Below are 22,912 nucleotides of genomic sequence, written 5' to 3' on the forward strand. Positions count from 1 at the left end.
TTAGACCACATCGCGGGTGTGGGCGCGAGAGCGCCGCCATCCATACGCTCTCGTACAAAAGACCGATAGCCCGGAGTTTCCATGAGCGCGCTCGCCGTCACCGACGATCTGTTCTTCAACCGCGCCGGCCTGGACCGTTCCCGTGTCGAAGGGATCGTGCACGACGCCCTCGGCGGCGCCGACGACGGGGAACTCTACCTCGAATACGCGCAGAGCGAATCGCTAGGCTGGGACGACGGCAAGCTGAAGTCGGCCAGCTTCGACACCACCCAGGGCTTCGGCCTGCGCGCCATCGCGGGCGAGGCGACCGGTTTCGCCCACGCCTCCAACCTGTCGGAGGAGGCCATCCGCCGCGCGGCGGCCACGGTCCGCGCCGTCCAGTCCGGCCACACCGGCACGGTGGCGGAACCGCCGCCGGGCACCAACCGCGCGCTCTACATCCCCGACAACCCGCTGCACCTCGTGCCCTTCGAGGAAAAGGTGAAGCTGCTGGCCGACATCGACGCCTACGCCCGGTCGAAGGACGAGCGCGTGCGGCAGGTCAGCTGCTCGATCAGCGGCGAATGGCAGGCGGTGCAGATCGTCCGCGCCGACGGCGTGCGAGTCGCCGACCTGCGCCCGCTGGTGCGCCTGAACGTCTCCGTCGTGGTGGCCGAGGGCGACCGTATGGAGACCGGCGGCTATGGCGGCGGCGGTCGCGTCACCTACGAACACTACATCCAGCCGGAGACGTGGCGCGGCTTCGTCGACGAGGCGCTTCGCCAAGCGCTCGTCAACCTCTCCTCCGTCCCGGCCCCGGCCGGCGAGATGACCGTCGTGCTCGGCAACGGCTGGCCCGGCATCCTGCTGCACGAGGCCATCGGCCATGGGCTGGAGGGCGATTTCAACCGCAAGAAGACCTCGGCCTTCGCCGGCCTGATGGGTCAGCGCATCGCCGCCCCCGGCGTGACCATCGTGGACGACGGCACCATCGAGAACAGCCGCGGCTCCATCAGCGTGGACGACGAAGGCACACCCGGCCAGTGCACCACGCTGATCGAGGACGGCATCCTGGTCGGCTACATGCAGGACCGCATGAACGCGCGCCTGATGGGCATGCGCCCGACCGGCAACGGCCGCCGCCAGAGCTTCGCCTACCACCCGATGCCGCGCATGACCAACACCGTGATGCGCCCCGGCGACCATGACCCGGAGGAAATCATCCGCTCGGTGAAGAAGGGCCTCTACGCCAAGAACTTCGGCGGCGGTCAGGTGGACATCACCAACGGCAAGTTCGTCTTCTCGGCCTCGGAAGCCTACCTGATTGAGGACGGCAAGCTCGGCCCGGCGGTGAAGGGCGCGACCCTGATCGGCAACGGCCCGGACAGCCTGACCCGCGTGTCGATGATCGGCAACGACACGAAGCTCGACCCCGGCGTCGGCACCTGCGGCAAGGACGGCCAGGGCGTGCCCGTGGGCGTCGGCCAGCCGACTCTGCGCTTGGACGGCCTGACCGTGGGCGGCACGGCGGCGTAAGTCCTACAGAGCCGCCCCTTCTCCGTCATTCCTGCGAAGGCGGGAATCCAGGGCATTCCGATACGTTTCCGAGTTGCCCTGGATCCCCGCCTTCGCGGGGATGACGGAAAAATTTGGAATCGAATGGAGGCCAACGGTGTCCACTCTCGCGCTGGTATCGACCTTTTGCCCTGACCGCGTCGGCCTGATCTCCGGCATCACCGGCAACCTGTTCGAACTGGGCATCAACCTGCGCGACGCCACCTTCGCCGCCATGGGCCAGGGGGCAGAGTTCTCCGCCGTGTGCGAACTGCCCGCCGGCCTGTCCACCGACGAGGTCCAGGCCAGCCTGTCCAGCCTGCCTGAACTGGCCGGCGCACAGATCAAGGTCACGCGCTACGACTTCGACCCGAACCCCGGCCCGCAGGCGCTGATCACCCACCGCGTCGAGGTCTCGGGCGGCGACCAGCCCGGCCTGATCGCGCGGCTGTCGGAGATCTTCACGCAGTTCCAGGCGAACATCGTCCGGCTCGATGCCCAGACCCTGCCGGACCGCGAGGGCGGGCGCTACGCCATCCGCTTCGCCGTGTCGATCCCGCCGGAGCGCGCCGACACCTGCCTGTCCGCCGTCGCCAACACGGCGGAAACCATGGGCCTGACCTGCAAGACGGAAAAGGCCTGAGCAAGGCCTCGGCGGGTTTTCCGGTTGCATTCATACGCATGATAATGTCATGGATCGGGCATATCACCCGATCATCACGACCATGGCGTGAAAAAGTTTGCGCTTGCCCTGACGCTTTCGTTGTTCTCCGGCGTTGTCCGCGCGGATGGGCTCGCGCCGACACTGTCGGATTGGGGTACGGTCGGCCTGCTCCAGACCCCGACCGCGCGCACGCTGCCGGACGGGGCGGTGACCACAGGGTTCACGACGCTCGGCGACCTGCACCGTCACCTGACCGTGGGCGCCCAACTGCTCCCCGGCCTTGAGGTGACGGCGCGCGAGACGCTGTACCCCAGTTGGTACGGCCTCAGCGAACCCGGCGTGGACGTGAAGCTGCGCCTGCTGCGCGAGGGGGAGCATTGGCCCGCCCTCGCCATCGGCGGGCGCGACGTCACCGGCGCCGGACTCGACCTGCCCGGCAAGGGCCGCTTTGCCGGCGAGTATCTGGTCGCCTCCCGCCGCTGGTGGGACTTCGACCTTAGCCTCGGACTCGGCTGGGGCGGGCTGGGCGACGCCGGGCACCTGCCGAACCCGCTCCGCTTCCTCGGCGGGCGCTTCAACCGCGACCGCGACCCGTCCGCCTGGCCCACCACGCGCGGCCCCCGCGCCTGGTTCACCGGCGACCGCGTGTCCCTGTTCGGCGGCGTGGAATGGCACACCCCGCTCGACGGCCTCAGCGTCAAGCTGGAGTACAGCGGCGACAGCTTCCGCGCCCAGCAGCAGGACGACCCGCTGTTCCTGCCCGGCATGCCGATCAGCGCCGGCCTCGCCTATCGACCCCTGTCCTGGCTGGAACTGGGCGCCGGAATCGAGCAGGGCCAGCGCGCCATGCTGCGGCTGTCCGCCCGGTACGACCCGCGCGGAGAGGCGGAACCGCCGGCCACCGCCCCGCCCCCGGTCGGCCCCACCCGCCCGGCCCGAGAGGCCGCCCTGCCCGCCCCGGACCTCGTCGCTGTCACGCGGTCTCACGGCCTGCCCGCCCGAACTGCTCTCATCGCTGGCGACCACGCCGGCCTGTGGCTGGACTCGGCGGGGGCCGGCTCCGCCCCGCTCGCCCGGCAGGTCGGCCGCGCCGCCCGCATCCTCGCCGACGCCGCCCCGGCGGAGGTCGAACGCATCACCATCGTGACCGGCAACGCCGGCCTGGAGGGCACCGCCGTCACCCTCCTGCGCCGCGACGTGGAACGCGCCGCCGCTGGGCAGGGCAGCCCTGAGGAGATCTGGCGCACAACGCACATCGCCCCCACCGCCGGCCCGCCGCCCGATTGGCCGATGCGCTGGACGCTGGACCTGCGCCCGACCACGGAGGCCAGCCTGTTCGAGCAGAGCATCCCTCTGGTCTACCGCGTTTTCACCGACGTGGCGCTGGCCGCCGAACCGCTGCGGGGCCTTGTCCTCGGCGCGGGCTTGCGCATCAACCTGACGGACAACCTCGCTCTGCTCGACACCAGCGTCCTGCCCGCCGAGCGGCCGGTCCGCAGCGACCTGCCGCTTTACACCCTGTCTCCCCTGGAGGTGGAGCACCTGCACGGATCCTGGCTGACCAGCCCCACGCCAGGGTTGGCGACGCGCCTGTCCATAGGGCATTTCGAGGAGATGTTCAGCGGCATCGGCGGCGAGGCTCTCTACCGCCCGATGGAGGCCCGATGGGCAGCCGGGCTGGACCTCAACCGCGTGTGGAAGCGCACGCCGGGCGATGCCCTGCGCGTCCTGCCCGACAGCGCCCGGACCACCGGCCACGCCAGCCTGTATCTGGAATCCTCCGGCGCCGACGCAACTGGCGTGCTGCGCCTTGGCCGCTATCTCGGCGGCGACTGGGGCGGCACGGTCGAACTGGCCCGCGTCTTCGACGGCGGTATCCGCCTGTCCGCCCACATGACCTGGACGGAAGGGCCGAAGGACGGCCAGAGCCTCTTCGGCGGACGGCTGGAACAGGGGATATCGCTGGTGGTGCCGATCGGCCCATCCGGCCTGCTGCCCATGGGCGGGGCGGTGGAGACGGCGGTGCGGACCCTCGGGCGCGACGCGGGGCAGCGGCTCCGCCAGCCACTGCCCCTGTACGAGACCATCGCGCCGGCCGGCTTCGGCCGCCTCGCCGGCACATGGTCACGGCTCATGGAGTGAAAAAATCAGCGGACGGCGGAGATGGTGCCCGTGCGCGGGTCCAGTTCCACGGTGGACCAGCGGCCGTTCTGGTCCTGCGCCTCGGCGATGTAATTGTCGCCCTGCTTGCGGAAGTCGCGCACCGACACGAAGCCCGCCGCGCTGAAGTAGTTCAGCAACGAGGTCTGCATCAGCTCCTTCCGGTTCTGGCCACGGTCAGCCCGCTGGTTGACGTTCGGGTCCACGTTCATCAGCACCTGCCGGTTGCCCTGCATGGTGTCGGTGGTGCCCATGGTGCCGCTGCGGTCCATGGTGGTGCCCATGGTGCTGCCCGCCGTTCCGGCGGCGCGGCCGGTCGGGTAGGAGCCGCTCGGATAGGCGCTGCTGCTGCCGGACGTCGCGCGGTCATTCCATGAACGGTTATCGACCGGACGGTCGGTCCACGGGTCGGGCTGTTCTTCCGGCAGGCTGCGGACCTGCGGGCTGGTGTTCGGCAGTCCCGACGGGCTCGACCGCTCGTAACCGGCGCGCGAGGCGTCGTTGTTGTAGGGCTGGCCGGTCTGGGCAAGCGCCATGGGCGAGGCCGCCAGAGTGACGGCGGCGACGGCGAAGGCAAACTTGGCGTTCATTGCTGTTCCTCTCCTCACAGAGACGGCGCCGCGTCCGGGATGATCGGCGCGGCGCTTCCTGCCCGCACTACGGACGGCGCGGACTCGACGCCTGCACAACAGCGCAAGGGCTTTCCTGTTGCGGCCAAGGCCACGGCTGGGGATCAGCCCCTATCCCTTTGGAAGCAGCCCTACCTAGGAAAAGTTCTTGGCAACGGTTGTGGGCGGGAACCTTTGCCCGCGACCCGTGTTCTGCACAGTACAGATCGCACTTACGGCCGATCTTCTGACAGTAGCCCGTTCATAGACTGCGCGCCGAAGGAAGCTGTCGCGCATTTCGGGCCGAGCGAGGGAGGGTAGGATGCTCTATTGGGCACTGGTTTTCTTCGTTATCGCGCTGGTTGCCGGCGCGCTCGGTTTCGGTGGGATTGCGTCGGCCTCTTCCGGCATCGCGCAGATCCTGTTCTTCCTTTTCCTTGTCTTGTTTGCGGCGAGCTTGATTCTGGGTCTTGTCAGGCGCCGCTAGACCCGGCGCCCTTCCTCCCCGAAAGGAAGGGCGAATTCCCCCGCGTGGCGCCCGCTCCCAGCCGGCCGGTTTGCCGTCCGGGAGCGTGAGTACCCCAAAGCCTCTCGATGTTAGCCTCGCACCTGCCGGCAACGCTCCTTCCCGAGCGTTGCCGGTTTCTCTTTGTGCGCTTGTCTCAATCGTCGCCGCTCAATCGGCGCCAGTTAATCGTCCTCGTCGTCGCCGGGGCTTTTGCCCTCCATCAGCAGGCGCAGCGCCCGCCGGCCCCGCGACAGGCGGGACTTCACCGTGCCGATGGAGATGCCCAGTATGTCCGCGGCCTCGCCGTAGGAGATCCCCTCCAGCCCGATCAGCAGCACGACCTCGCGCTGCTCCGTCGGCAGCATGCCGAGCGCGCGGCGCAGGTCCCGCAGTTCCAGCCGGACAAACTGGGCGCCATGCGCGGCGCCGATGTTGGCCTGCCCTTCCCCGTCGATGTCCACCACCGTCTGGCGGCGGCGGATGCCGTTGATGTGCAGGTTTCGCAGGATCGTGAAAAGCCAAGCCCGCAGGTTGCTGCCCGGCCGCCACAAATGCAGGCGCGACAAGGCCCGCTCCAGGCATTCCTGGACGAGGTCGTCGGCCAGCGTGGCGTCGCGCACCATGGCGCGGGCAAAGCGGCGCAGGCGCGGAATTTCCGCCTCGATCTGGGCGATGACCGCCGGATCGGGTGGCGCTCCGGGAGCGCACGCCCCATCCGCGTGACCGTCTTCCGCGTTGACCTCGGCGCCGTCTTCGGCTTCGGCCTCGGCTTCCAGCCCGTCCTCGTCCAGTTCCCGGCTCACGGGAACCGGGCCTATCGAAACCGGATCGAGCGGCGCGGGGTCAATCGCCGCACGGCGCAAGGAACTCGCGACGTGATTCGCCATCGGTGGAACGCTGCCTCCCTAAGTGCCGAAAGCTCCGAGCGCATCAAAACGCTGGAAGCGCCAGCCAAGCCCCGCTTTGCGCCGAATGCGCCCGGGGAATCGCCGGATTTCCCAAAGACAATTGCTGGCCCTTCAGTACGTAATGGCCTAGCGAACGGGCTGCCAGTTGGGAAAAAGGCTAGGCTCTAGCGCAATTTGGCGAGATTACCTCACACATGCGGCGCATTGACGGGAAGGTGCGGAACATTTTATTGACGCCGCACGTATCCATCCCGCCAATTCGGGAGGCACGATGACTTTGCTCAAAAGGAAAAGACCGACCGAAGTACATCGGCCGGTCTCAAATCACTTTTGCGGGAGAGCTAGGCGGATGGCCTGCGATGAAGCGTGGTATTCACCCCTCCCTGTGGCCGCGGTTCGCGGTTCTCACTTATCCTTTCGAAGGCGTTTCCGTCCCGTTTTTGATTGTTCTATTCTTTCGGCGTTGCTGTCCCGCCTGAAGTGGAAGATACCGATTTCGGCCTTCGGAGAACATTCCGACGATGGCGCTAATGGCCGGATCTTAACGCATAGGACCAATGGAAAGGTCCATCTCCCAAAGGGTAAGGGACGCGGTTGGCGCCTTGGCGCGGCGGCTGCGGCGCTGATTGTGACCGCTCCTTTGGCGGCCCAGGCCGGCTTCGATCACCGCACGTTGCGCGCGCTGGAAACCCTGGCCAGCAAAGGCAGCGCCCGCGCCCAATACGAGCTGGCCCTGCGCTACGAGGCGGGCAACGGCGTGAACCGCGACGAGCGTCTGGCGCTGTCGCTCTACTGCCGGGCGGCCCGTCAGGACTACGCCGAGGCGGCCTACCGGGCCGGGCGCATGCACCTCGCCGGCAAGGGCGGCGTCGCCAAGGACGAGGAACTCGGCCGCTCCTGGCTGCGCATGGCCGCGACCTGGGGCAACGAGGACGCCCAGCGCTACGTCAAGCCGGCGAGCGGAAAGCTCAAGATGCCCGACCGCTGCGAGCCGCCGAGCATCCGCTGGGGCGTCATCCGCAAGCCGCCGGCCGAGATTCGCGCGATGGTCCAGAAGATGGCCCCCACCTACGGGTTGGACCCCGAGCTGGTGCTGGCGGTCATCGCGGTCGAATCCGGCTACCGCGTGGACGTGGTGTCGAACAAGAACGCCATGGGGCTGATGCAGCTGATCCCCGAAACGGCGGAACGCTTCGGCGTGACCAAGCCCTTCGACCCGGAGCAGAACCTGCGCGGCGGCATGAAGTACCTGCGCTGGCTGCTGGCCTACTTCGACGGCAACGTGACGCTGGCCCTTGCCGGCTACAACGCGGGCGAAGGTGCCGTGCTGCAGTACAAGGGCGTCCCGCCCTACCGCGAGACGCAGGACTATGTGGTGAAGGTGCACAGCGTCTACCCGCGCAAGCGCCACCCCCACGACAACAGCGTCGTCCGCTCCGCCGGCCTCGCCGCCGCGAAGCAGGAGGAAGTCGCGGAACTGGCCACCTCCGCGGGCAAAAGCCGGACTTCGGCGAAACGATAGCGCCGTTCCAGACAGCACCGGCCCAAAACGACGACGGCCCGCCGAATGGCGGGCCGTTGATCGTTACGCTTGAGATGGCGTCCCCACGGGGATTCGAACCCCGGTTGCCGCCGTGAGAGGGCGGTGTCCTAGGCCTCTAGACGATGGGGACGTCGTTGGCGTGGGCGGGGTTTTAGCGAACCCCACCCGACCGATCAAGCCTTTTCTGACAGGTTTTTTGCGATTTCCAGAAAATCGTCCACGGCGGCCTGCGGCGTGTCGAAAGCGGTGACCAGACGCAGCAGTCCGCCGTCCCAGCGGTAGAAGCGGAAGCCCGCCGCCTCCAGCCCGTCGGCCACGTTCGCCGGCAGGCGCGCAAAGATTTCGTTGGCTTCCACCGGATAGGCCAGCTCCGCCCCCGGCAGCGCCGAAAGGCCCTGGGCAAGCCGGTCGGTCATGGCGTTGGCGTGCCGGGCGAGCCGCAGCCACAGCCCATCCGCCAGCCACGCGTCCAACTGCGCCGACAGGAACCGCATCTTGGAGACGAGGTGCGCGCCGCGCTTGCGGCGATAGCCGAAATCCTCGGCCAGTGCGGGGTTGAAGAAGACCACCGCTTCCGCCGCCAGACAGCCGCCCTTGGTGGCGCCCAGCGACAGCACGTCCACGCCGGCCTTCCAGGTCACCTCGGCGGGCGAGCGGCCGAGCCGCGCGATGGCGTTGGCGAAGCGGGCGCCGTCCATATGCGTCGCCATGCCGTGGGCGCGCGCCACCTCGACCAAGGCGCCCACCTCCTCCGGCTTGTAGACGGTTCCGGCCTCGGTCGCCTGCGTTAGGCTGAGTGCTGCCGGCTGCACCCGGTGCACCACGCCGATGGCCGCCTTCTCCAGCGCGGACTTCAGCCCCTCCGCCGTCAGCTTGCCGGCATCACCCGGCAGCGCCACGAGCTTGGCGCCGTTGGTGAACTGCTCCGGCGCGCCGCACTCGTCGACGTTGATGTGGCTGTCTTCGTGGCAGTAGACCGCGCCCCAGGACGGGACCAGCGCCGACAGGGACAGCGCGTTCGCCGCGGTGCCGGTGGCGACCGGGAACACCGCCACCTCGGTCTCGAAGATCTCCGACAGGCGCTTGGTGACGCTGGCGGTCAGGGCGTCGTCGCCGTAGGGATTGGCCTGCCCGATGGAGGCGGCGGCCAGCGCGTTGACGATCTCCGGCGCGGCGCCGGCGACGTTGTCGCTGCGGAAATCATGGATCATCGCGGGGCTCCCGCCTTACCGGTGGTGATCGTGGTGGTGATCGCGCCGGAGCGCGGATCCATCACATAGAGACGGTCGGAGTTGTCCGGCAGCGTCACGCGGAACAGCACGCGGTTGCCGGCCGCCACCGGATCGCCAATGCGCGAACCGGCGGGAAGGTCCAGCCCAACCTCGTCGATCTTGCCGGCGGGAACGACCACGCGGTCGGCGGTGCTGTCGGCACGGCGGTCGGGATCGGACATGCGCTTATAAAGCTCGACGCCGATCACCGCGAAGCCGACGATGATCATCACGCCCATGATGACGATGAGTGCCTTGAGGAACTTCACGGTTTGGGGTCCACTCTCGCGCGGATATGAGGAGTTTCGCCGAACGATGCCCGAGCGCACCGACATCAGCTACAATGAGCAGGTCACCTACCAAGTCCCGGACGACGCGGCCGGCGAACGGCTGGACAAGGCTTTGGCGGCGGGCCTGCCCGGCCTGTCGCGCTCGCGCGTCCAGGCGCTGCTGGAGCAGGGCTGCGTGCGCGAGGGCGGGCGGACGATAACGGACCCGTCCCTGCGGGTCAAATCCGGCCAAACTTTCGACGTTTTCATCCCCGAAGCTGAGCCTGCACAGCCGGAAGCCCAGGACATCCCCCTGGACGTGGTTTACGAGGACGAGGACGTGCTGGTCATCGACAAGCCCGCCGGTCTGGTGGTTCATCCCGCCGCCGGCAACCCGGACAACACGCTGGTGAACGCGCTGCTCGCCCATTGCGGCGACAGCCTGTCGGGCATCGGCGGGGTCAAGCGGCCGGGCATCGTGCACCGACTCGACAAGGACACCAGTGGCCTGATGGTGGTTGCCAAGAACGACCGCGCCCACCACGCGCTGACCGAACAATTCTCCGGCCGCTCGCTCAGCCGCACCTACCAAGCGCTGGTCTGGGGCCTACCCTCCCCCCGCGAAGGCCGGATCGAGGGCAACATCGGGCGCAGCACTGCCGACCGCAAGAAGATGGCCGTCGTGGCGAACGGCGGAAAGCACGCCGCCACGCGCTACCGCGTGATCAAGAACTGGGGCACCGCCGTTTCGCTCGTCGAATGCGTGCTGGAGACCGGTCGCACCCACCAGATCCGCGTCCACATGGCGCACATCGGCCATCCCGTCGTCGGCGATCCGCTGTACGGCAAGGGCCGGGCCGCGCGCCCCGGCGGCAAACACGCCTCTGCCTTGCCGGAACCGCAACGCGGCGCGTTTGTTGGCTTTCCTCGACAGGCATTGCACGCCACGGCCTTGAAGTTCCTGCACCCCGCGCACGGCGAGCCGGTGCGGTTCGAGGCCGGTCTGCCGCTGGACATGCAGGGGCTGATCAGTACCTTAGAATCACTATAAAGTGACTATACCCACGCGCATAAGTCGGTTATTCTTCGTTTCGGCGGGTGCCCTCAAGCTCAAGGTCGGGTATGGCCAAGAGTGGGGCGGCACATTAAGGTGAACGGTCGGGTGCCCATCAGAAGGCACGAACAGCGGCCGTCGGAGAGGGTCTAACATGGCGACACTATCCAGCGTTCCGGTCATCAGTTCCGAAAGCAACCTCTCGCGCTACCTCCAGGAGATTCGCAAGTTCCCCATGCTTGCGGCCGAGGAGGAGTACATGCTGGCCAAGCGCTGGCAGGAGCATGAGGACTCGATAGCCGCGCACAAGCTGGTCACCAGCCATCTGCGGCTCGTGGCGAAGATCGCCATGGGCTATCGCGGCTACGGCCTCCCCCTGTCGGAGCTGATCTCCGAAGGCAACGTCGGCATGATGCAGGCGGTCAAGCGGTTCGACCCGGACCGCGGCTTCCGGCTGGCGACCTACGCCATGTGGTGGATTCGCGCCGCTATCCAGGAATACATCCTGCACAGCTGGTCGCTCGTGAAGATGGGCACCACCGCCGCGCAGAAGAAGCTTTTCTTCAACCTGCGCCGGCTGAAGGGCCAGATGCAGGCCATCGAGGACGGCGACATGTCGCCGGAGCAGGTGCGCCAGATCGCCACGACGCTGGAAGTGCCGGAGCAGGACGTCGTCAACATGAACCGCCGCCTCGGCGCGCCCGACCATTCGCTGAACGCGCCGCTGCGCGCCGACAGCGAGGGCGAGTGGCAGGACTGGCTGGTGGACGAGACGGCGAACCAGGAAATCTCGCTGGCCGAAAGCGAGGAGCTGGGCAAACGCCGCAAGCTGCTGGCCCAGGCCATGGAGCATCTGAACGAGCGCGAGCGCCACATCCTGATCGAGCGGCGCCTGCGCGACAACCCGACCACGCTGGAAGACCTCTCGCAGAAGTACGGCATCAGCCGCGAGCGCGTCCGCCAGATCGAGGTGCGCGCCTTCGAAAAGCTCCAGAAGGCAATCAAGAACGCCGCCATCGAGCAGCGTTTGGTGGGCTAACCGACGGAGCCCCTCTCCCCTTGTGGGCGCGTAGCCGTCCGCAAGGCGGATGGGGGCCGAAGGCCACCCCCTCATCCCAAACCCTTCTCCCACACAGGGGAGAAGGGTTTTTTCATGCCCCCACAGGCTCCTCTTCGGGCTGGAAGCCGCCCGACTCGTCGAAGGTTTCTCCGGCGACGTCCGGTCCCCATTCCTGGACCAGCGCGACCTTCTTCTGCTTCAGGCCGTCCACGCGCTTTTCCGCGCGCGACACCTCCAGGTTCGCGATCACCGGCGGAATGCCGTAATAGAGCGCCCAGCCGATCGCTGCCGCCCCGTACATGACCAGCCACGCCACCGGATCGGTGAAGATCTTCCCCACCGCCGCGATGGTGTGGTGGTGCTTCCACAAATCGATGGCGAAGGGCATGCAGCCACAGAAATTCAGGCCGCCGACGGTGATCGGGGCCGACTTCTCCGGGTCGCGGTCGACGACGTAGGCGACCATGGTCGGGATCATCCCGACGCCGAACAGGATCGAGGTCGGCAGCACCACCAGTCCCGCTGGGATGATCAGCAGGATCAGCGTCAGCATGCTGCCCTTTTTTTTCTTCTTTTTGCCGCCCTTGGCCATAGGCTTACCGATCCGTCAGAAGGCGAAGAAGAGGATGATGCCGGCGACCAGCAGAGTCGACAGCAGGCTCGACGCGATGGCCGCCACCTGCCGGCCGCTCGATTCGATGATGCTCTCGCGGTCGCCCATCATTTGGCGCAGCTTGTTGATTTCGGCGTCCGCCTCACGATAGGCGATCTGGGCCGCCTCAAACTCCAGCTTGTCGCGGCGCAGCGATTCGGGGTCGTCCACGATCTTCAGCAATTCGCCCAGCCGGCCGTTGTGGGCGGCGGTGTCGGCCTGCTTGCGCACCGCCTCCTGCTGCGGGCGGCTGTGGAAGCGGCGGAAGGCCGGGTCCAGTAGAGCCACCACCCAGGCCGCGAGGTGCGACAGGCTGTCGGTGCCGGTGCGCGCCTGCACGTCGGACAGGATGGTCAGCATGGCGATGACCCGGCGCATCGGCTCGACGCTGGCGCCCAGCTGGCTGTACAGCAGCTCTTCCGTGCGCTTGTGGCGGGAGGCCAGGAACGCGGCGATGTGGCGATCAATGGGGTCCTTGTGCCGCTCGCCCCCCGCCGCGATCCAGTCGAGCGCGCGCAGCAGTTCCGCCGGCGTGGTCGGCAGCTGCTTGACGACCAGCGGGCTGATGCAGGGCATGGTCAGGTTCATTTCGTACAGAACCCGCTCCACCCCCAGCCCGTGCGCCGTGCGGTCGAGGAAGGCGCGGATCTGGTCGAAGCCCTGCACCATCGGTACGAACTCCGGCTTGAAGTCCGACTGGCAGTTCACCCAGAACATCGGCAGCTGGTTGGCCAGAACCTCGGCGACGGGCTGGGGCGACTCGCCGCGCATGAAGCTGTCGGCCAGCATGGTGCCGATGCCGTCGGGCATCATCGCCTTGGCGCGATAGCGGATGGGCGCCGTCGGGTCGAGCGCCATGCACACGCGCGACACCAGCCGGTCGGACATGCTGCCGCCCTTACCGGTGGAGGCTGTCTGGATGGCGCCGGCGACCGCCTCGGCGCGCTGGTCGTCGCCCATGGAGCGGCGCAGCCACTTGTCCAGCTCGCCGCCCTCGATGACCGAGCTGGCCGCCGCGACGTGCTTGGCAAAGGCGCGGGCCAGCGTGCGGCAGTGCCAGTATTCCTGCCCCTGGAACTCCAGCGGGCGGGCGGCGCGGCGCGGCACCTGCGGCTGCTTCGGGCTGAGGCGCCGACCGGCGACCCACAGGTCGAGGTCCTGCAAGGTCCAGCGCTGCTTGGGATCGTCCACCAGCAGGCCGCGAATCACCTCGTTGATGCCGAGCGGCAGGCGCATCTGCCCGACCAGCGCCGGGTAGGACCCGCGCTCGATCTTGGCCTGCAAAATGGCCTCGTCCTCCAGCCCGGCCACCGGGTTGCGGCCGAGCAGCAGGAGGAGCAGCGTGACGCCCAGCGAATAGAGGTCGTCGGCCATGGTGCCGTTGCCGCGCCCGGCCGGCGAGGCCATACCCCGCTCCACCGTCTCCAGCAGCACCGGCTGGCCGAATCCGGCCGGCGAGGACACGCATTCGCCCAGCATGAAGCCGCCGGACGCGAGGTCGCGGAAGAACATGTTGGTCGGGCGAATCGCCCCGTGCACCACGCCCCGGCTCGACATCTCCTTCAGCGCCGAGACCATGGGGTGGACGATCTGCCGGGTCAGCTGGTCTTCCGGCATCGGCTCGGACGCTTCGTTGATGGTGTTCATCAACCGCCGGCCCGCCGGCTTCTCGAAGATCAGGCAATAGCGCCGGCCACGGTCCATCGGCCAATCGACCACGCCCCAGTCGAGCAGGCGCATGTGCACCTGGTTGTCGAGGCTCGACACGGTCGAGGCGACGTCGGTGCGCGGCAGCGTGGCGCCGTGGCAGATGATGGCGAAGGGTTCGGCCCGCTTGTCGCGGAGCGAGCGCGCGGAGTAGGCGTTGCCGCCGACCGCGTTCAGCGCCGGCAATGGCGCGCCGGGAAGGATTTCGTACCGCTCGGCGAGCTTCACCGGGTCGGCGCCCGCCATCATCCGTTCCGCGGCTGCGGCGGTCTGGGCATCGGATGGCATGTGCTGCGTGTCCCCGGGGCCTGCGTGCGTGTGCACGTCCTAGGTGGCCTCAAAAGGGCAAATAAACCCTTAACGTGCGCGTTAAGGTGTTGCTGCGGGCCCCCACCCTAACCCTCCCCCATGCTGCGCACGGGGGAGAGAAACAGGCCCCTTCCCCCGCGAAGTGGGGGAAGGTTGGGATGGGGGCTCGCCGCTGGTGCTTATCAATCCTGGAACGGATCGTTCATCAGGATGGTGTCGTCGCGCTCAGGGCTGGTGGAGAGCAGCGCGACCGGGGCCTGGATCAGCTCCTCCACATGGCGGACGTACTTCACCGCCTGGGCCGGCAGCTCCGCCCAGGAACGGGCGCCCTGGGTGCTGTCCTTCCAACCCTCGAAGGTCTCGTAGATCGGCTCGACGCGGGCCTGGGCGGCGGCGTTGGCCGGCAGATAGTCCAGCTCCTGCCCGTCCAGACGGTAGCCGACGCACACCTTGATCTCGTCGAAGCCGTCGAGCACGTCCAGCTTGGTTAGCGCGATGCCGTCGATGCCGCCGGTCTTGATCGCCTGACGGACCATGACGGCGTCGAACCAGCCGCAACGGCGCTTGCGGCCGGTGACCGTGCCGAATTCACGGCCGCGCTGGCCGATCATGTCGCCGACCTCGTCGAACAGCTCGGTCGGGAACGGGCCGGAGCCGACTCGGGTGGTGTAGGCCTTGCAGATGCCCAGCACATAGCCGACCGCGCGCGGGCCCATGCCGCTGCCGGCCGCCGCGTTGCCCGCCACCGTGTTGGAGGAGGTGACGTACGGGTAGGTGCCGTGGTCGATGTCGAGCATCGAGCCCTGGGCGCCTTCGAACAGGATGCGCTTGCCGGCGCGGCGCAGCTCGTCGAGCTTCTTCCACACCACCGAAGCGTAAGGCAGAACCTGCGGCGTGATCTCGCGCAGCGGGTCGAGCAGGTCGGCCGGGGTCATCTCGGCGGCGCCCAGACCGCGCAGGATCAGGTTGTGGTGGGCGAGCAGAGCCTCGACCTTCTCCTTCAGCACGGCCTCGTCGGTGAGGTCGCACAGGCGGATGGCGCGGCGGGCCACCTTGTCCTCGTACGCCGGGCCGATGCCGCGGCCGGTCGTGCCGATCTTGCCGGCGCCGCGCGCCTCTTCACGGGCGCGGTCCACGGCGCCGTGCACGGGCAGGATCAGCGGCACGTTCTCGGCGACCAGCAGGTTGGCCGGGGAGACGTCCACGCCCTGTTCCTTGATCGAATTGACCTCGCGGATGAAAGCCCACGGGTCGAAGACGACGCCATTGCCGACGATCGACAGCTTGTTCTGCCGAACCACGCCCGAAGGCAGCAGGCTCAGCTTGTACGTGACGCCGTTGATCACCAGCGTGTGGCCGGCGTTGTGACCGCCCTGGAAGCGCACCACGACGTCGGCCCGGCTGGACAGCCAGTCGACGATCTTGCCCTTGCCCTCGTCGCCCCACTGGGCGCCGACCACCGCCACGTTGGCCATGTGTGTCTCCGCAGAAAAAGAAATCAGTGCATCGCGGCCCTTCCCGATGAAGGACCAGGGAATAGCCTACTCCAGAGGCTTTACCGCCCCGCCGGCCAGAACATGGCCGCAACCGAGACGCTTGGCCTCCGCCGCCGGGTCGGCCGCCGGGGCAAGCCCCGCCACGGTCACCCAGCCCTCGGCGCGCAGCTTCTCCGCCGCCGCCCACGACGTGCCATGCGGCACGTAAACGCGCTGGATCGCCGCGGGTGCCGGAACGGCGCGCAGCAGCGTGTCCATGTAAAGGGTGAAGCCGGTGGCGGGCTCGCCCTCTTCCTCGGCTTCAGGACGAGCACCGGCGCGGTAGCGCCCGCCCGCTCCCAGCTCGCCGCGCACGTCGCGCGCGAACAGGGTGAAGCTGAGGCCGGTCTGGTACTCGAACCCGCGATGCTCGACGAGATCGATGGTGATGGTCAGGTCCGGCCGCGCGGCGCGCAGCAGACGCAGCGCCTCGGTCAGGCGGCGGCGGTCCTTCTCGGCGGCTTCCGGCAGCGGCAGCGAGGCCAGCGTCTCCATGGCGCGGTCCGCCGGACCCGACGCGGTCATCAGCCTGTGCAGCAGATCGGCGGCCGGCCCGCCCACGGCCGCGACAGCGGCGGCGTCCTTCTTGTCGAGCGCCACGCGCAGCGCGCGCGTCTCATCCTCGCCAAGACCCAGCCCCTTGCAGACCAGCGGCACCATGGTCGGCACGCAGAGGTCCACCGACAGGTGCTTGACCCCCACACCTTCCAGCGCGTGCGCGGCCAGCAGGATCACCTCGGCGTCCGCGTCGGCCTCCAGCGGGCCGATCAGTTCCACGCCGACCTGGGTAAACTGCCGCTCCTGGCGCAGCTGCGACCCCTTCACGCGCAGCACCTGCCCGGCGTAGCACAGGCGCACCGGCCGGGCTTCGTTCTTCAGGCGGGTGGTGGCGATGCGGGCGATCTGCGGCGTGATGTCGGCGCGCACGGCCATCATCCGCTGCGACAGCGGGTCCATCAGCCGGAAGGTCTGCTTGGCCATGGCGGCGCCGGAGCCGGACAGCAGATTATCCTCGAACTCCACCAGCGGCGGCTTGACGCGCTGATAGCCGTGGGCGGTGAACTCCGCCAACAGGCGCTCCACCGCAGCCGCTTCATGCGCCGCCTCGGGCGGCAGCACGTCGTGCAGGCCGGCGGGCAGCAGGGCGGAGCTCATGGGATCGGCGGGCATGGCCTGATGTCGTCTCGTGAGGGATCAACGTGCGAGCGGCAAAGCGGACGCACGGAGCGGGTCAATACCCGACCCCCGCCCCCCATGCAAACGGAAAAGCCGCGCGGGAACCCAGCCAACCGGCTTCGACATGGCTCGGCACCTCGGCGGGCAGACATTCAGGCACGAAAACCCCATCGGTCGTTTCCGACCGACGGGGTTGGCATGCGCCCGAAGAGCGTCCGTTATGAGAAGCCGCTGACATCCACATGCGGCATGTTGTTCATGGCGTCGAAGGCGCTGGCCACCGCCCCCACGTCCGTCCAGGCCCAGAAGTCGGTCATCGCGCTGGAAACGCCATAGACATCCTGCACGGCATTGATGACCTCGTTGGCCGCGATGCGGCCGTCATCGTTCAGGTCCACCTTCTCCATGATCCCGACCACCCGATCCACGGCGGCGTCACGGTCGGTGACGAAGGTCGCGCTGTTCGGATCCAGGCCGTAAACCCCGACCACGGCGTCTTCCAAGGCGTCCGTGTCGATGACGTAATTCGTGTCGTCGCTCATCGCGTTGGCCCACCCCGCCGTGGTGGAGCGCAACAGGGCCGCCTCGCCACCGCCTTGCGCGGCAAGGGCTTCGCCGAGCGTCGGGTTGCCGGACAGCAGCGGCCTCGTCGACCCTTTCACGTCGACCCCGAACACCTGCTCGTAGTAATCGCCGCTCAAGCTCTTCCCGGTTTCCTGAAGGAAGATGTCCGGATGGTTCTTCCAGAATCCCGGCGTCTGCGCCAGCCCGTCGCCGTTCGGCGGCGGCTCATCCTCGCAGGGAGGAAGGTCCAGCAGATAACCGGCGGTCTTGGCGCTTTCCTCCCCACCGTCCGTCGATTGCAGCCGCACCCACCAGTCGGTGTTCTCCAGCAGCAATTCGGCATCGAGATCGGTGTCGGCCTTTGTGATGAGAAAGCTGGCCGCCTGGACGATGCCCTCGCCGGATCCCTGGGCACTGAACTTGATGCCGACGTCGTATGGCTCGTCCGACCCGCCGCCGGTAGTGATGAAGCCAGGATCAAGCGGCCCACCGTCGCTGACCTGATTGGCTCCGATGACATAGGCGGGGGTGTATGTACTCAGCGTTCCGTTGGCGGTCGATCTCTGAATGTTGACAATTTGCAAACCAGAAACGGCATCGTTTTGTATGTCAAAGGCGACACCGATCATGTCCTCGGTCCCGGAATTGGAACCTGGATCTATCGATAACGACACCTTTATGTCCTTGTACCCGTCCCCATTGAAATCTTGGCAATATTGAAATGTAGCGTTGATTTTCTCATCTGTAGAACCAAGCTGCTCACCAAACGTCGTGCTGTAGGTCGTCATGGCCTTTCTCCCCGGCTTATTGGTTTGCAGCCTCCATTCGCATCGTATGCACACATACAGCCGCAAACGCGTCGGCATTGTAATATTAATGACCCTAGTTTTTATACAGACACTTCTAATTATAGCTAATGTAATGGCCAAAGCACCTCCTTCGGTTAAAAACAACCGAAATAGCAGCCTGTTTTATTTTCCTTCTCCGTCGAACAGATAGACAAGCAGGCATGAGATTGCCGAATATTTGTGAACAAACACTCTGCCGCCTCACAACCACAGACCAAATAACGACCTCCGTTTCTCTATCCCGTGTTGCGTCTCATTCCGGTCTTATTCATTGATACAAAAGTAGCTTTTCCGCGTTCGGCACCCCGCGATGTCCGCGGGCGACCGCCGTGGTCCGCCAGCGCGTCGCAGTTCACATGAGAAGCAGCCGGCTTTCGATCCCACGGACGTCGGGAGCCTGACCGAACCCGATGGACACCACCCCGCCCCTCCGATAAACCGACGAATAGGGGGTATCTGCCGTCCGCCGCCGAACGGCGGACGCGACCCGGAGGCGCATGGGAGGAACCTTGATCGGTCGGAACACGCTCAGGCCGGTTTTCCACATCATCGGCATTTTGCTGACCGTCGTCGGTCTCGGCATGCTTCTGCCGGCGGTGGCCGACGCCGCCGTGGGCAACCCCGACTGGACAGCCTTCGTCGGGGCAAGCGCCGCCACGCTGGCGGTCAGCGGCGGCATGGTGCTGGCGACCTCCAGCCGTGAACCGGAGCGCTTCACCGTCAAACAGCATTTCCTGCTGACGGTGCTGGCCTGGGTGATCCTCACGGGGTTCGGCGCCCTGCCCTTCATGATGTCGGCCGTGAAGCTGTCCTTCACGGACGCTTTTTTCGAGGCGATGTCCGGTCTTTCGACGACCGGGGCCACGGTGATCGTGGGGCTGGACAACGCTCCGCCGGGCGTTCTGCTGTGGCGCGCGCTGCTCGCGTGGTTCGGCGGCGTCGGAATCATCGTCATGGCCATCGCCATTCTGCCGGTTCTGCGGGTCGGCGGCATGCAGCTGTTCCGCACGGAGTCCTCGGATAAGAGCGACAAGCCCTTCGCCACCATCCAGGACACCGTTGGCGCCATCGCGCAGATCTATCTGGCTCTGACGGTTCTGGCGGCCATCGCCTTCCACCTCGCCGGGATGAACTGGTTCGACGCGATCTGCCACGCCATGGCGGCCATCGCGACGGCCGGCTTCTCCACCAAGGACGCCTCGATCGGGTGGTTCGATTCGCACGCCATCCTGTGGGTGGCGACCTTCAGCATGTTGAGCGGCGCCCTTCCGCTGACCTGGTACATCCGGTCGCTGCGCACCCCCCGCACCACGTTGTTCGGGGACAGCCAGGTGAACGCCCTGCTGATCGCGCTGGCGTTGTGCTGCGGCTCCATCGCGGCCTGGGCCCATCTGGTGGTCGGCATGCCCCTGTGGGACGCCCTGTCGCACAGCACGATGAACGTGACCTCGATGATCACCACGACCGGCTTCGTGTCGGTCGATTATTCGACCTGGGGCGGTTTTCCGATTGTTGCGTTTTTCTTCTTTTTCTTCATCGGCGGCTGCACCGGATCGACCACCGGATCGATCAAGATTTTCCGCTGGCAGGTGCTGGCCCAGTCGATGCTGAACCAGATGCAGCGCATGCTGAAACCGCATCGCGTGCTGGTCCCGCTCTACCAAGGCAAGCCGCTGCCGGAGGAGGTCATCGGGTCGGTGATCAACTTCACCTTCGCCTACATGGCGGCCTTCGGCATCATCGCCTTGGTGCTGGCAGCCATGGGCATCGACTTCCTGACGGCGGCCAGTTCGTCGGCGGCCGCGCTGGGCGCCGTTGGGCCGGGCCTCGGCCCCATCGTCGGACCGGCGGGCACCTACCAGCCGCTTCCCGACGCGGCGAAGTGGGTGCTGAGCTTCGCCATGCTGCTCGGCCGGCTGGAGGTCTTCACCGTGATGGTGCTGTTCCTGCCGACCTTCTGGCGGGATTGAGAAAAGGCCACGCCCTGGGGCGCGGCCTTTTTCTTTGGAGCTTCAGCGTCTTTGACGTCTCAGCGTTTGAAGACCTCGGCCTTCACCTGCCCGAAGGCCCAGTCGAGCCAGGGAAGCAGCGCCTCCATGTCGTCGTTCTCCACCGTGGCGCCCGCCCACAGGCGCAGGCCCGGAGGCGCGTCGCGGTAGGAACCGACGTCGAACGCGGCCTCCTCCTTCTCCAGCAGCGCCGCCAGATTCTTGGCGAAGTCAGCCTGCGCGGCGGGCGAAAGCCCGGTCACCTCCGGATCGGTGAAGCGCAGGCAGATCGCCGTGCAGGAGCGGATCGCCGGATCGGTGGCCAGGAAGCCGGCCCAGTCGCTTGTCTCCACCCACTCCGCGACGATGCGCAGGTTCTGCTCCGACCGGCGGATCAGGTTCGGCAGGCCGCCGGCCGACAGGGCCCAGCGCAGGCTGTCGATGGCGTCCTCCACGCACAGCATGGAGGGGGTGTTGATGGTGTCGCCCTCGAAGATGCCGTCGATCAGCTTGCCGCCCTTGGTCAGGCGGAAGATCTTCGGCAGCGGCCGGTCGGGCTGGAAGCTCTCCAGCCGCTCCACGGCGCGCGGGCTCAGCACCAGCATGCCGTGCGCGGCCTCGCCGCCCAGCACCTTCTGCCAGGACCAGGTCGCCACGTCGATCTTGTGCCACGGGATGTCCATGGCGAAGGCGGCCGAGGTCGCGTCGCAGATCGACAGGCCCTGCCGGTCGTCCGGGATCCAGTCGGCGTTCGGCACCCGCACGCCCGAGGTCGTGCCGTTCCAGGTGAAGACCACGTCGTGGCTGAAATCGACCTGGGTCAGGTCCGGCAGCTCGCCGTAGGAGGCGGTGAGGATGCGGGCGTTCGCCAGCTTCAGCTGCTTGGTGACGTCGGTCACCCACTCCTTGCCGAAGCTCTCCCAGGCCAGCATGTCGACGCCGCGGGCGCCCAGCATCGACCACAGAGCCATCTCGACGGCGCCGGTGTCCGACGCGGGCACGATGCCGATGCGGTAGTCGCCGGGGATGGCCAGCACGGCGCGGGTCAGGTCGATGACCTCGCGCAGCTTCGCCTTGCCGGGCTTGGAGCGGTGCGAGCGGCCGAGCAGCGCGCCCTCCAGCGCCTCCAGCGACCAGCCGGGCCGCTTGGCGCAGGGGCCGGAGGAAAACAGCGGGTTCGACGGCCGGCGGGCGGGCTTCATGGGGGCACTCCTCCCCGAAAGTGGAATCAGGTTACGGCGGCGGACGATAGGTCGCACACCCGCAACCGTCAATCATCCCAACACGCGCAGCAGGGTCGCCTCGATGTGCCGGATCCCCTCGGCGTCGCAGATGTAGTAGCAGACCGCCACGCGCCCGTCGGCCAGCACCGTCGCCCAGGGATAGCCCACGTCCGGCGACGGCGCGTCGTCGCGGATGACGAACTCCGGCGCGTCGTCCAGCAATTCCTTATACGGATCCCACACCCGCGCGCGGACGCCGAAAGGCTGGTGACGGTAGCCGTAGACGACCAGCAGCCGCCCGTCCGGCAGCGGGCAGGCGTCGTAAGGGTGGCCGATGACCGAATGGGTCTGCCACGGCTCCCACGTCTTCCCCAGGTCGCGTGACAGCGACGTAACCAGATGGTCGCCGTGCCCGGTGGTGCGGTGGAAGGCGATCAGGCGCCCGTCCTCGGTCAGGTGCAGCGCCGTCTCGCAGAAACCGGCCTTACCCTCGGCATCGCGCGCGATGATGCTGCGCAACTCCCAGCTCTCGCCCCGGTCCCGGGAGGCGAACAGGTAGCTGGTGTAGGGGCCGCCCGTGTAGGTCGCCATCAGCAGCGTGCCGTCCGGCGCCTCCACCGCGCGCCCGCGCACGGCCCCGCCCAGCATCGGGCGCACGCCCGGCACGATGGGGCCTTGGTCCGGCAACTCAGGCAGATACTTGTGCGGCGACCATGTCCGGCCGCCATCGTCGCTGTAGCGGGTGCAGCCGCCCCAGAACAGAAACATGGCGCCCGTCGCCTCCGGGCTGCCGAAGAAGTAAACGCCTTTCTCCTTCAACCGCGCCGCATGCCGCGCCGACATCGGGTACCAGCAGAAGCTACCCATCACGATGCGGCCGGAGCGCAGCACCAGCAGGTTGGCGTCCTGGTCGCCCGCCTCCGGGTCCACGGGCAGCGCCTGCGGCTCGCCGACCGTCTCGAAGTCCGGCGAGAAGCGCTGGATCACGAGGTGCGAGCGCGAATCGACGTGGTCCACGCTGTCGAAGTCGTTGCCGCCCTCCTCCGGCGCGCCGTGCAGCCAGCGGTAGTCGCGGGCGCGCCGAAAGGCCACCAGCACCGTGCCGTCGGCCAGCGTCGCGGCCGAGGGGAAGGCGGAGTAGAAGCGGCGCTCGCTGTAGACGACGCGGTGCGAGAGGATTTCGAGCATGGGACGAGACAACCCCGTTCGCGCGCCCGTACCATCGGGTGCGTTCCGGTTTCCGTTGTCCCGCCAATTGCATGAATGATTCCTTTACGGTCGTCGTGATCCCCTGATAGTCACACTTGGTTATCCCATCGGGCAGCAACTTCC

19 protein-coding genes and 1 tRNA gene are annotated in these 22,912 nt (G+C 67.3%); 8 read left to right on the forward strand and 12 right to left on the reverse strand.

Annotated elements, in window-relative coordinates:
• The first annotated feature begins 81 nt into the window (after positions 1-81).
• The 3 genes from tldD to J2852_RS00925 all read left to right on the forward strand — a co-directional run bounded on the left by tldD (position 82) and on the right by J2852_RS00925 (position 4,339).
• Complete coding sequence (gene tldD / locus J2852_RS00915; protein WP_209869533.1) at positions 82-1,515, forward strand: metalloprotease TldD; 1,434 nt, start codon at positions 82-84, stop codon at positions 1,513-1,515.
• 136 nt (positions 1,516-1,651) lie between these two features.
• Positions 1,652-2,176: a glycine cleavage system transcriptional repressor gene (locus J2852_RS00920; RefSeq protein ID WP_209869536.1), complete on the forward strand. Its 525-nt coding sequence runs from the start codon at positions 1,652-1,654 to the stop codon at positions 2,174-2,176.
• Positions 2,177-2,263: 87 nt separating this feature from the next.
• Positions 2,264-4,339 carry a YjbH domain-containing protein gene (locus J2852_RS00925; RefSeq protein WP_209869539.1) on the forward strand — a complete coding sequence of 692 codons (2,076 nt, stop codon included), beginning with the start codon at positions 2,264-2,266 and terminating at the stop codon, positions 4,337-4,339.
• A 5-nt stretch (positions 4,340-4,344) separates the two neighbouring features.
• Here the strand turns inward: J2852_RS00925 and J2852_RS00930 are convergent, their stop codons facing one another.
• Positions 4,345-4,947, reverse strand: coding sequence for a hypothetical protein (locus J2852_RS00930; RefSeq protein ID WP_209869542.1), 603 nt, complete (start codon positions 4,945-4,947; stop codon positions 4,345-4,347).
• 340 nt (positions 4,948-5,287) lie between these two features.
• Between J2852_RS00930 and J2852_RS00935 the strand changes: the two genes are divergently transcribed.
• Positions 5,288-5,452: a DUF1328 domain-containing protein gene (locus tag J2852_RS00935; protein ID WP_209765735.1), complete on the forward strand. Its 165-nt coding sequence runs from the start codon at positions 5,288-5,290 to the stop codon at positions 5,450-5,452.
• A 203-nt stretch (positions 5,453-5,655) separates the two neighbouring features.
• Here J2852_RS00935 and J2852_RS31370 read toward each other — a convergent pair whose 3' ends face one another.
• The gene (locus tag J2852_RS31370) at positions 5,656-6,276 is read right to left on the reverse strand and encodes a sigma-70 family RNA polymerase sigma factor (RefSeq protein ID WP_343206644.1); all 621 of its coding nucleotides are present in this window, start codon (positions 6,274-6,276) and stop codon (positions 5,656-5,658) included.
• Positions 6,277-7,009: 733 nt separating this feature from the next.
• Between J2852_RS31370 and J2852_RS00945 the strand changes: the two genes are divergently transcribed.
• Complete coding sequence (locus J2852_RS00945) at positions 7,010-7,903, forward strand: transglycosylase SLT domain-containing protein (protein WP_343206645.1); 894 nt, start codon at positions 7,010-7,012, stop codon at positions 7,901-7,903.
• A gap of 75 nt (positions 7,904-7,978) precedes the next feature.
• Here J2852_RS00945 and J2852_RS00950 read toward each other — a convergent pair.
• The 3 genes from J2852_RS00950 to J2852_RS00960 all read right to left on the reverse strand — a co-directional run bounded on the left by J2852_RS00950 (position 7,979) and on the right by J2852_RS00960 (position 9,464).
• Positions 7,979-8,054, reverse strand: a tRNA-Glu gene (locus J2852_RS00950).
• 43 nt (positions 8,055-8,097) lie between these two features.
• Complete coding sequence (locus J2852_RS00955) at positions 8,098-9,135, reverse strand: threonine aldolase family protein (RefSeq protein WP_211112058.1); 1,038 nt, start codon at positions 9,133-9,135, stop codon at positions 8,098-8,100.
• A complete protein-coding gene (locus tag J2852_RS00960; protein WP_209869547.1) occupies positions 9,132-9,464 on the reverse strand; it encodes a hypothetical protein in 333 nt (110 codons plus the stop codon). Before J2852_RS00960 ends, J2852_RS00955 begins: the two co-directional genes overlap by 4 nt.
• A gap of 46 nt (positions 9,465-9,510) precedes the next feature.
• On the opposite strand from J2852_RS00960, the gene J2852_RS00965 reads away from it, so the two are divergent.
• Positions 9,511-10,515: an RluA family pseudouridine synthase gene (locus J2852_RS00965; protein WP_209869549.1), complete on the forward strand. Its 1,005-nt coding sequence runs from the start codon at positions 9,511-9,513 to the stop codon at positions 10,513-10,515.
• A gap of 157 nt (positions 10,516-10,672) precedes the next feature.
• Positions 10,673-11,557 carry an RNA polymerase sigma factor RpoH gene (rpoH, locus tag J2852_RS00970; RefSeq protein WP_209869552.1) on the forward strand — a complete coding sequence of 295 codons (885 nt, stop codon included), beginning with the start codon at positions 10,673-10,675 and terminating at the stop codon, positions 11,555-11,557.
• 112 nt (positions 11,558-11,669) lie between these two features.
• Here the strand turns inward: rpoH and J2852_RS00975 are convergent, their stop codons facing one another.
• The 5 genes from J2852_RS00975 to J2852_RS00995 form a co-directional block, all read right to left on the reverse strand.
• Positions 11,670-12,131: a hypothetical protein gene (locus J2852_RS00975; RefSeq protein ID WP_246499231.1), complete on the reverse strand. Its 462-nt coding sequence runs from the start codon at positions 12,129-12,131 to the stop codon at positions 11,670-11,672.
• A gap of 54 nt (positions 12,132-12,185) precedes the next feature.
• Positions 12,186-14,225: a protein kinase family protein gene (locus J2852_RS00980; RefSeq protein ID WP_209869557.1), complete on the reverse strand. Its 2,040-nt coding sequence runs from the start codon at positions 14,223-14,225 to the stop codon at positions 12,186-12,188.
• 203 nt (positions 14,226-14,428) lie between these two features.
• Positions 14,429-15,721: an adenylosuccinate synthase gene (locus J2852_RS00985; RefSeq protein ID WP_209869560.1), complete on the reverse strand. Its 1,293-nt coding sequence runs from the start codon at positions 15,719-15,721 to the stop codon at positions 14,429-14,431.
• 66 nt (positions 15,722-15,787) lie between these two features.
• Positions 15,788-16,951 carry an ATP phosphoribosyltransferase regulatory subunit gene (locus J2852_RS00990; RefSeq protein ID WP_209869562.1) on the reverse strand — a complete coding sequence of 388 codons (1,164 nt, stop codon included), beginning with the start codon at positions 16,949-16,951 and terminating at the stop codon, positions 15,788-15,790.
• A gap of 224 nt (positions 16,952-17,175) precedes the next feature.
• On the reverse strand, positions 17,176-18,309 hold the full coding sequence (locus J2852_RS00995) for a hypothetical protein (protein WP_209869565.1): 1,134 nt from the start codon (positions 18,307-18,309) through the stop codon (positions 17,176-17,178).
• A 569-nt stretch (positions 18,310-18,878) separates the two neighbouring features.
• Between J2852_RS00995 and J2852_RS01000 the strand changes: the two genes are divergently transcribed.
• A complete protein-coding gene (locus J2852_RS01000; protein ID WP_246499232.1) occupies positions 18,879-20,339 on the forward strand; it encodes a TrkH family potassium uptake protein in 1,461 nt (486 codons plus the stop codon).
• Positions 20,340-20,398: 59 nt separating this feature from the next.
• On the opposite strand, the gene J2852_RS01005 is transcribed toward J2852_RS01000, so the two are convergent.
• Positions 20,399-21,559, reverse strand: a complete 1,161-nt coding sequence (locus J2852_RS01005; protein ID WP_209869568.1) for a phosphoserine transaminase — start codon at positions 21,557-21,559, stop codon at positions 20,399-20,401.
• A gap of 72 nt (positions 21,560-21,631) precedes the next feature.
• Positions 21,632-22,768 (reverse strand): sialidase family protein, encoded by a 1,137-nt coding sequence (locus J2852_RS01010; RefSeq protein WP_209869571.1) that lies wholly within the window; start codon positions 22,766-22,768, stop codon positions 21,632-21,634.
• Positions 22,769-22,912 lie beyond the last annotated feature (144 nt).

It is taken from the genome of Azospirillum soli (assembly GCF_017876165.1).
GTDB classification, from domain to species: domain Bacteria; phylum Pseudomonadota; class Alphaproteobacteria; order Azospirillales; family Azospirillaceae; genus Azospirillum; species Azospirillum soli.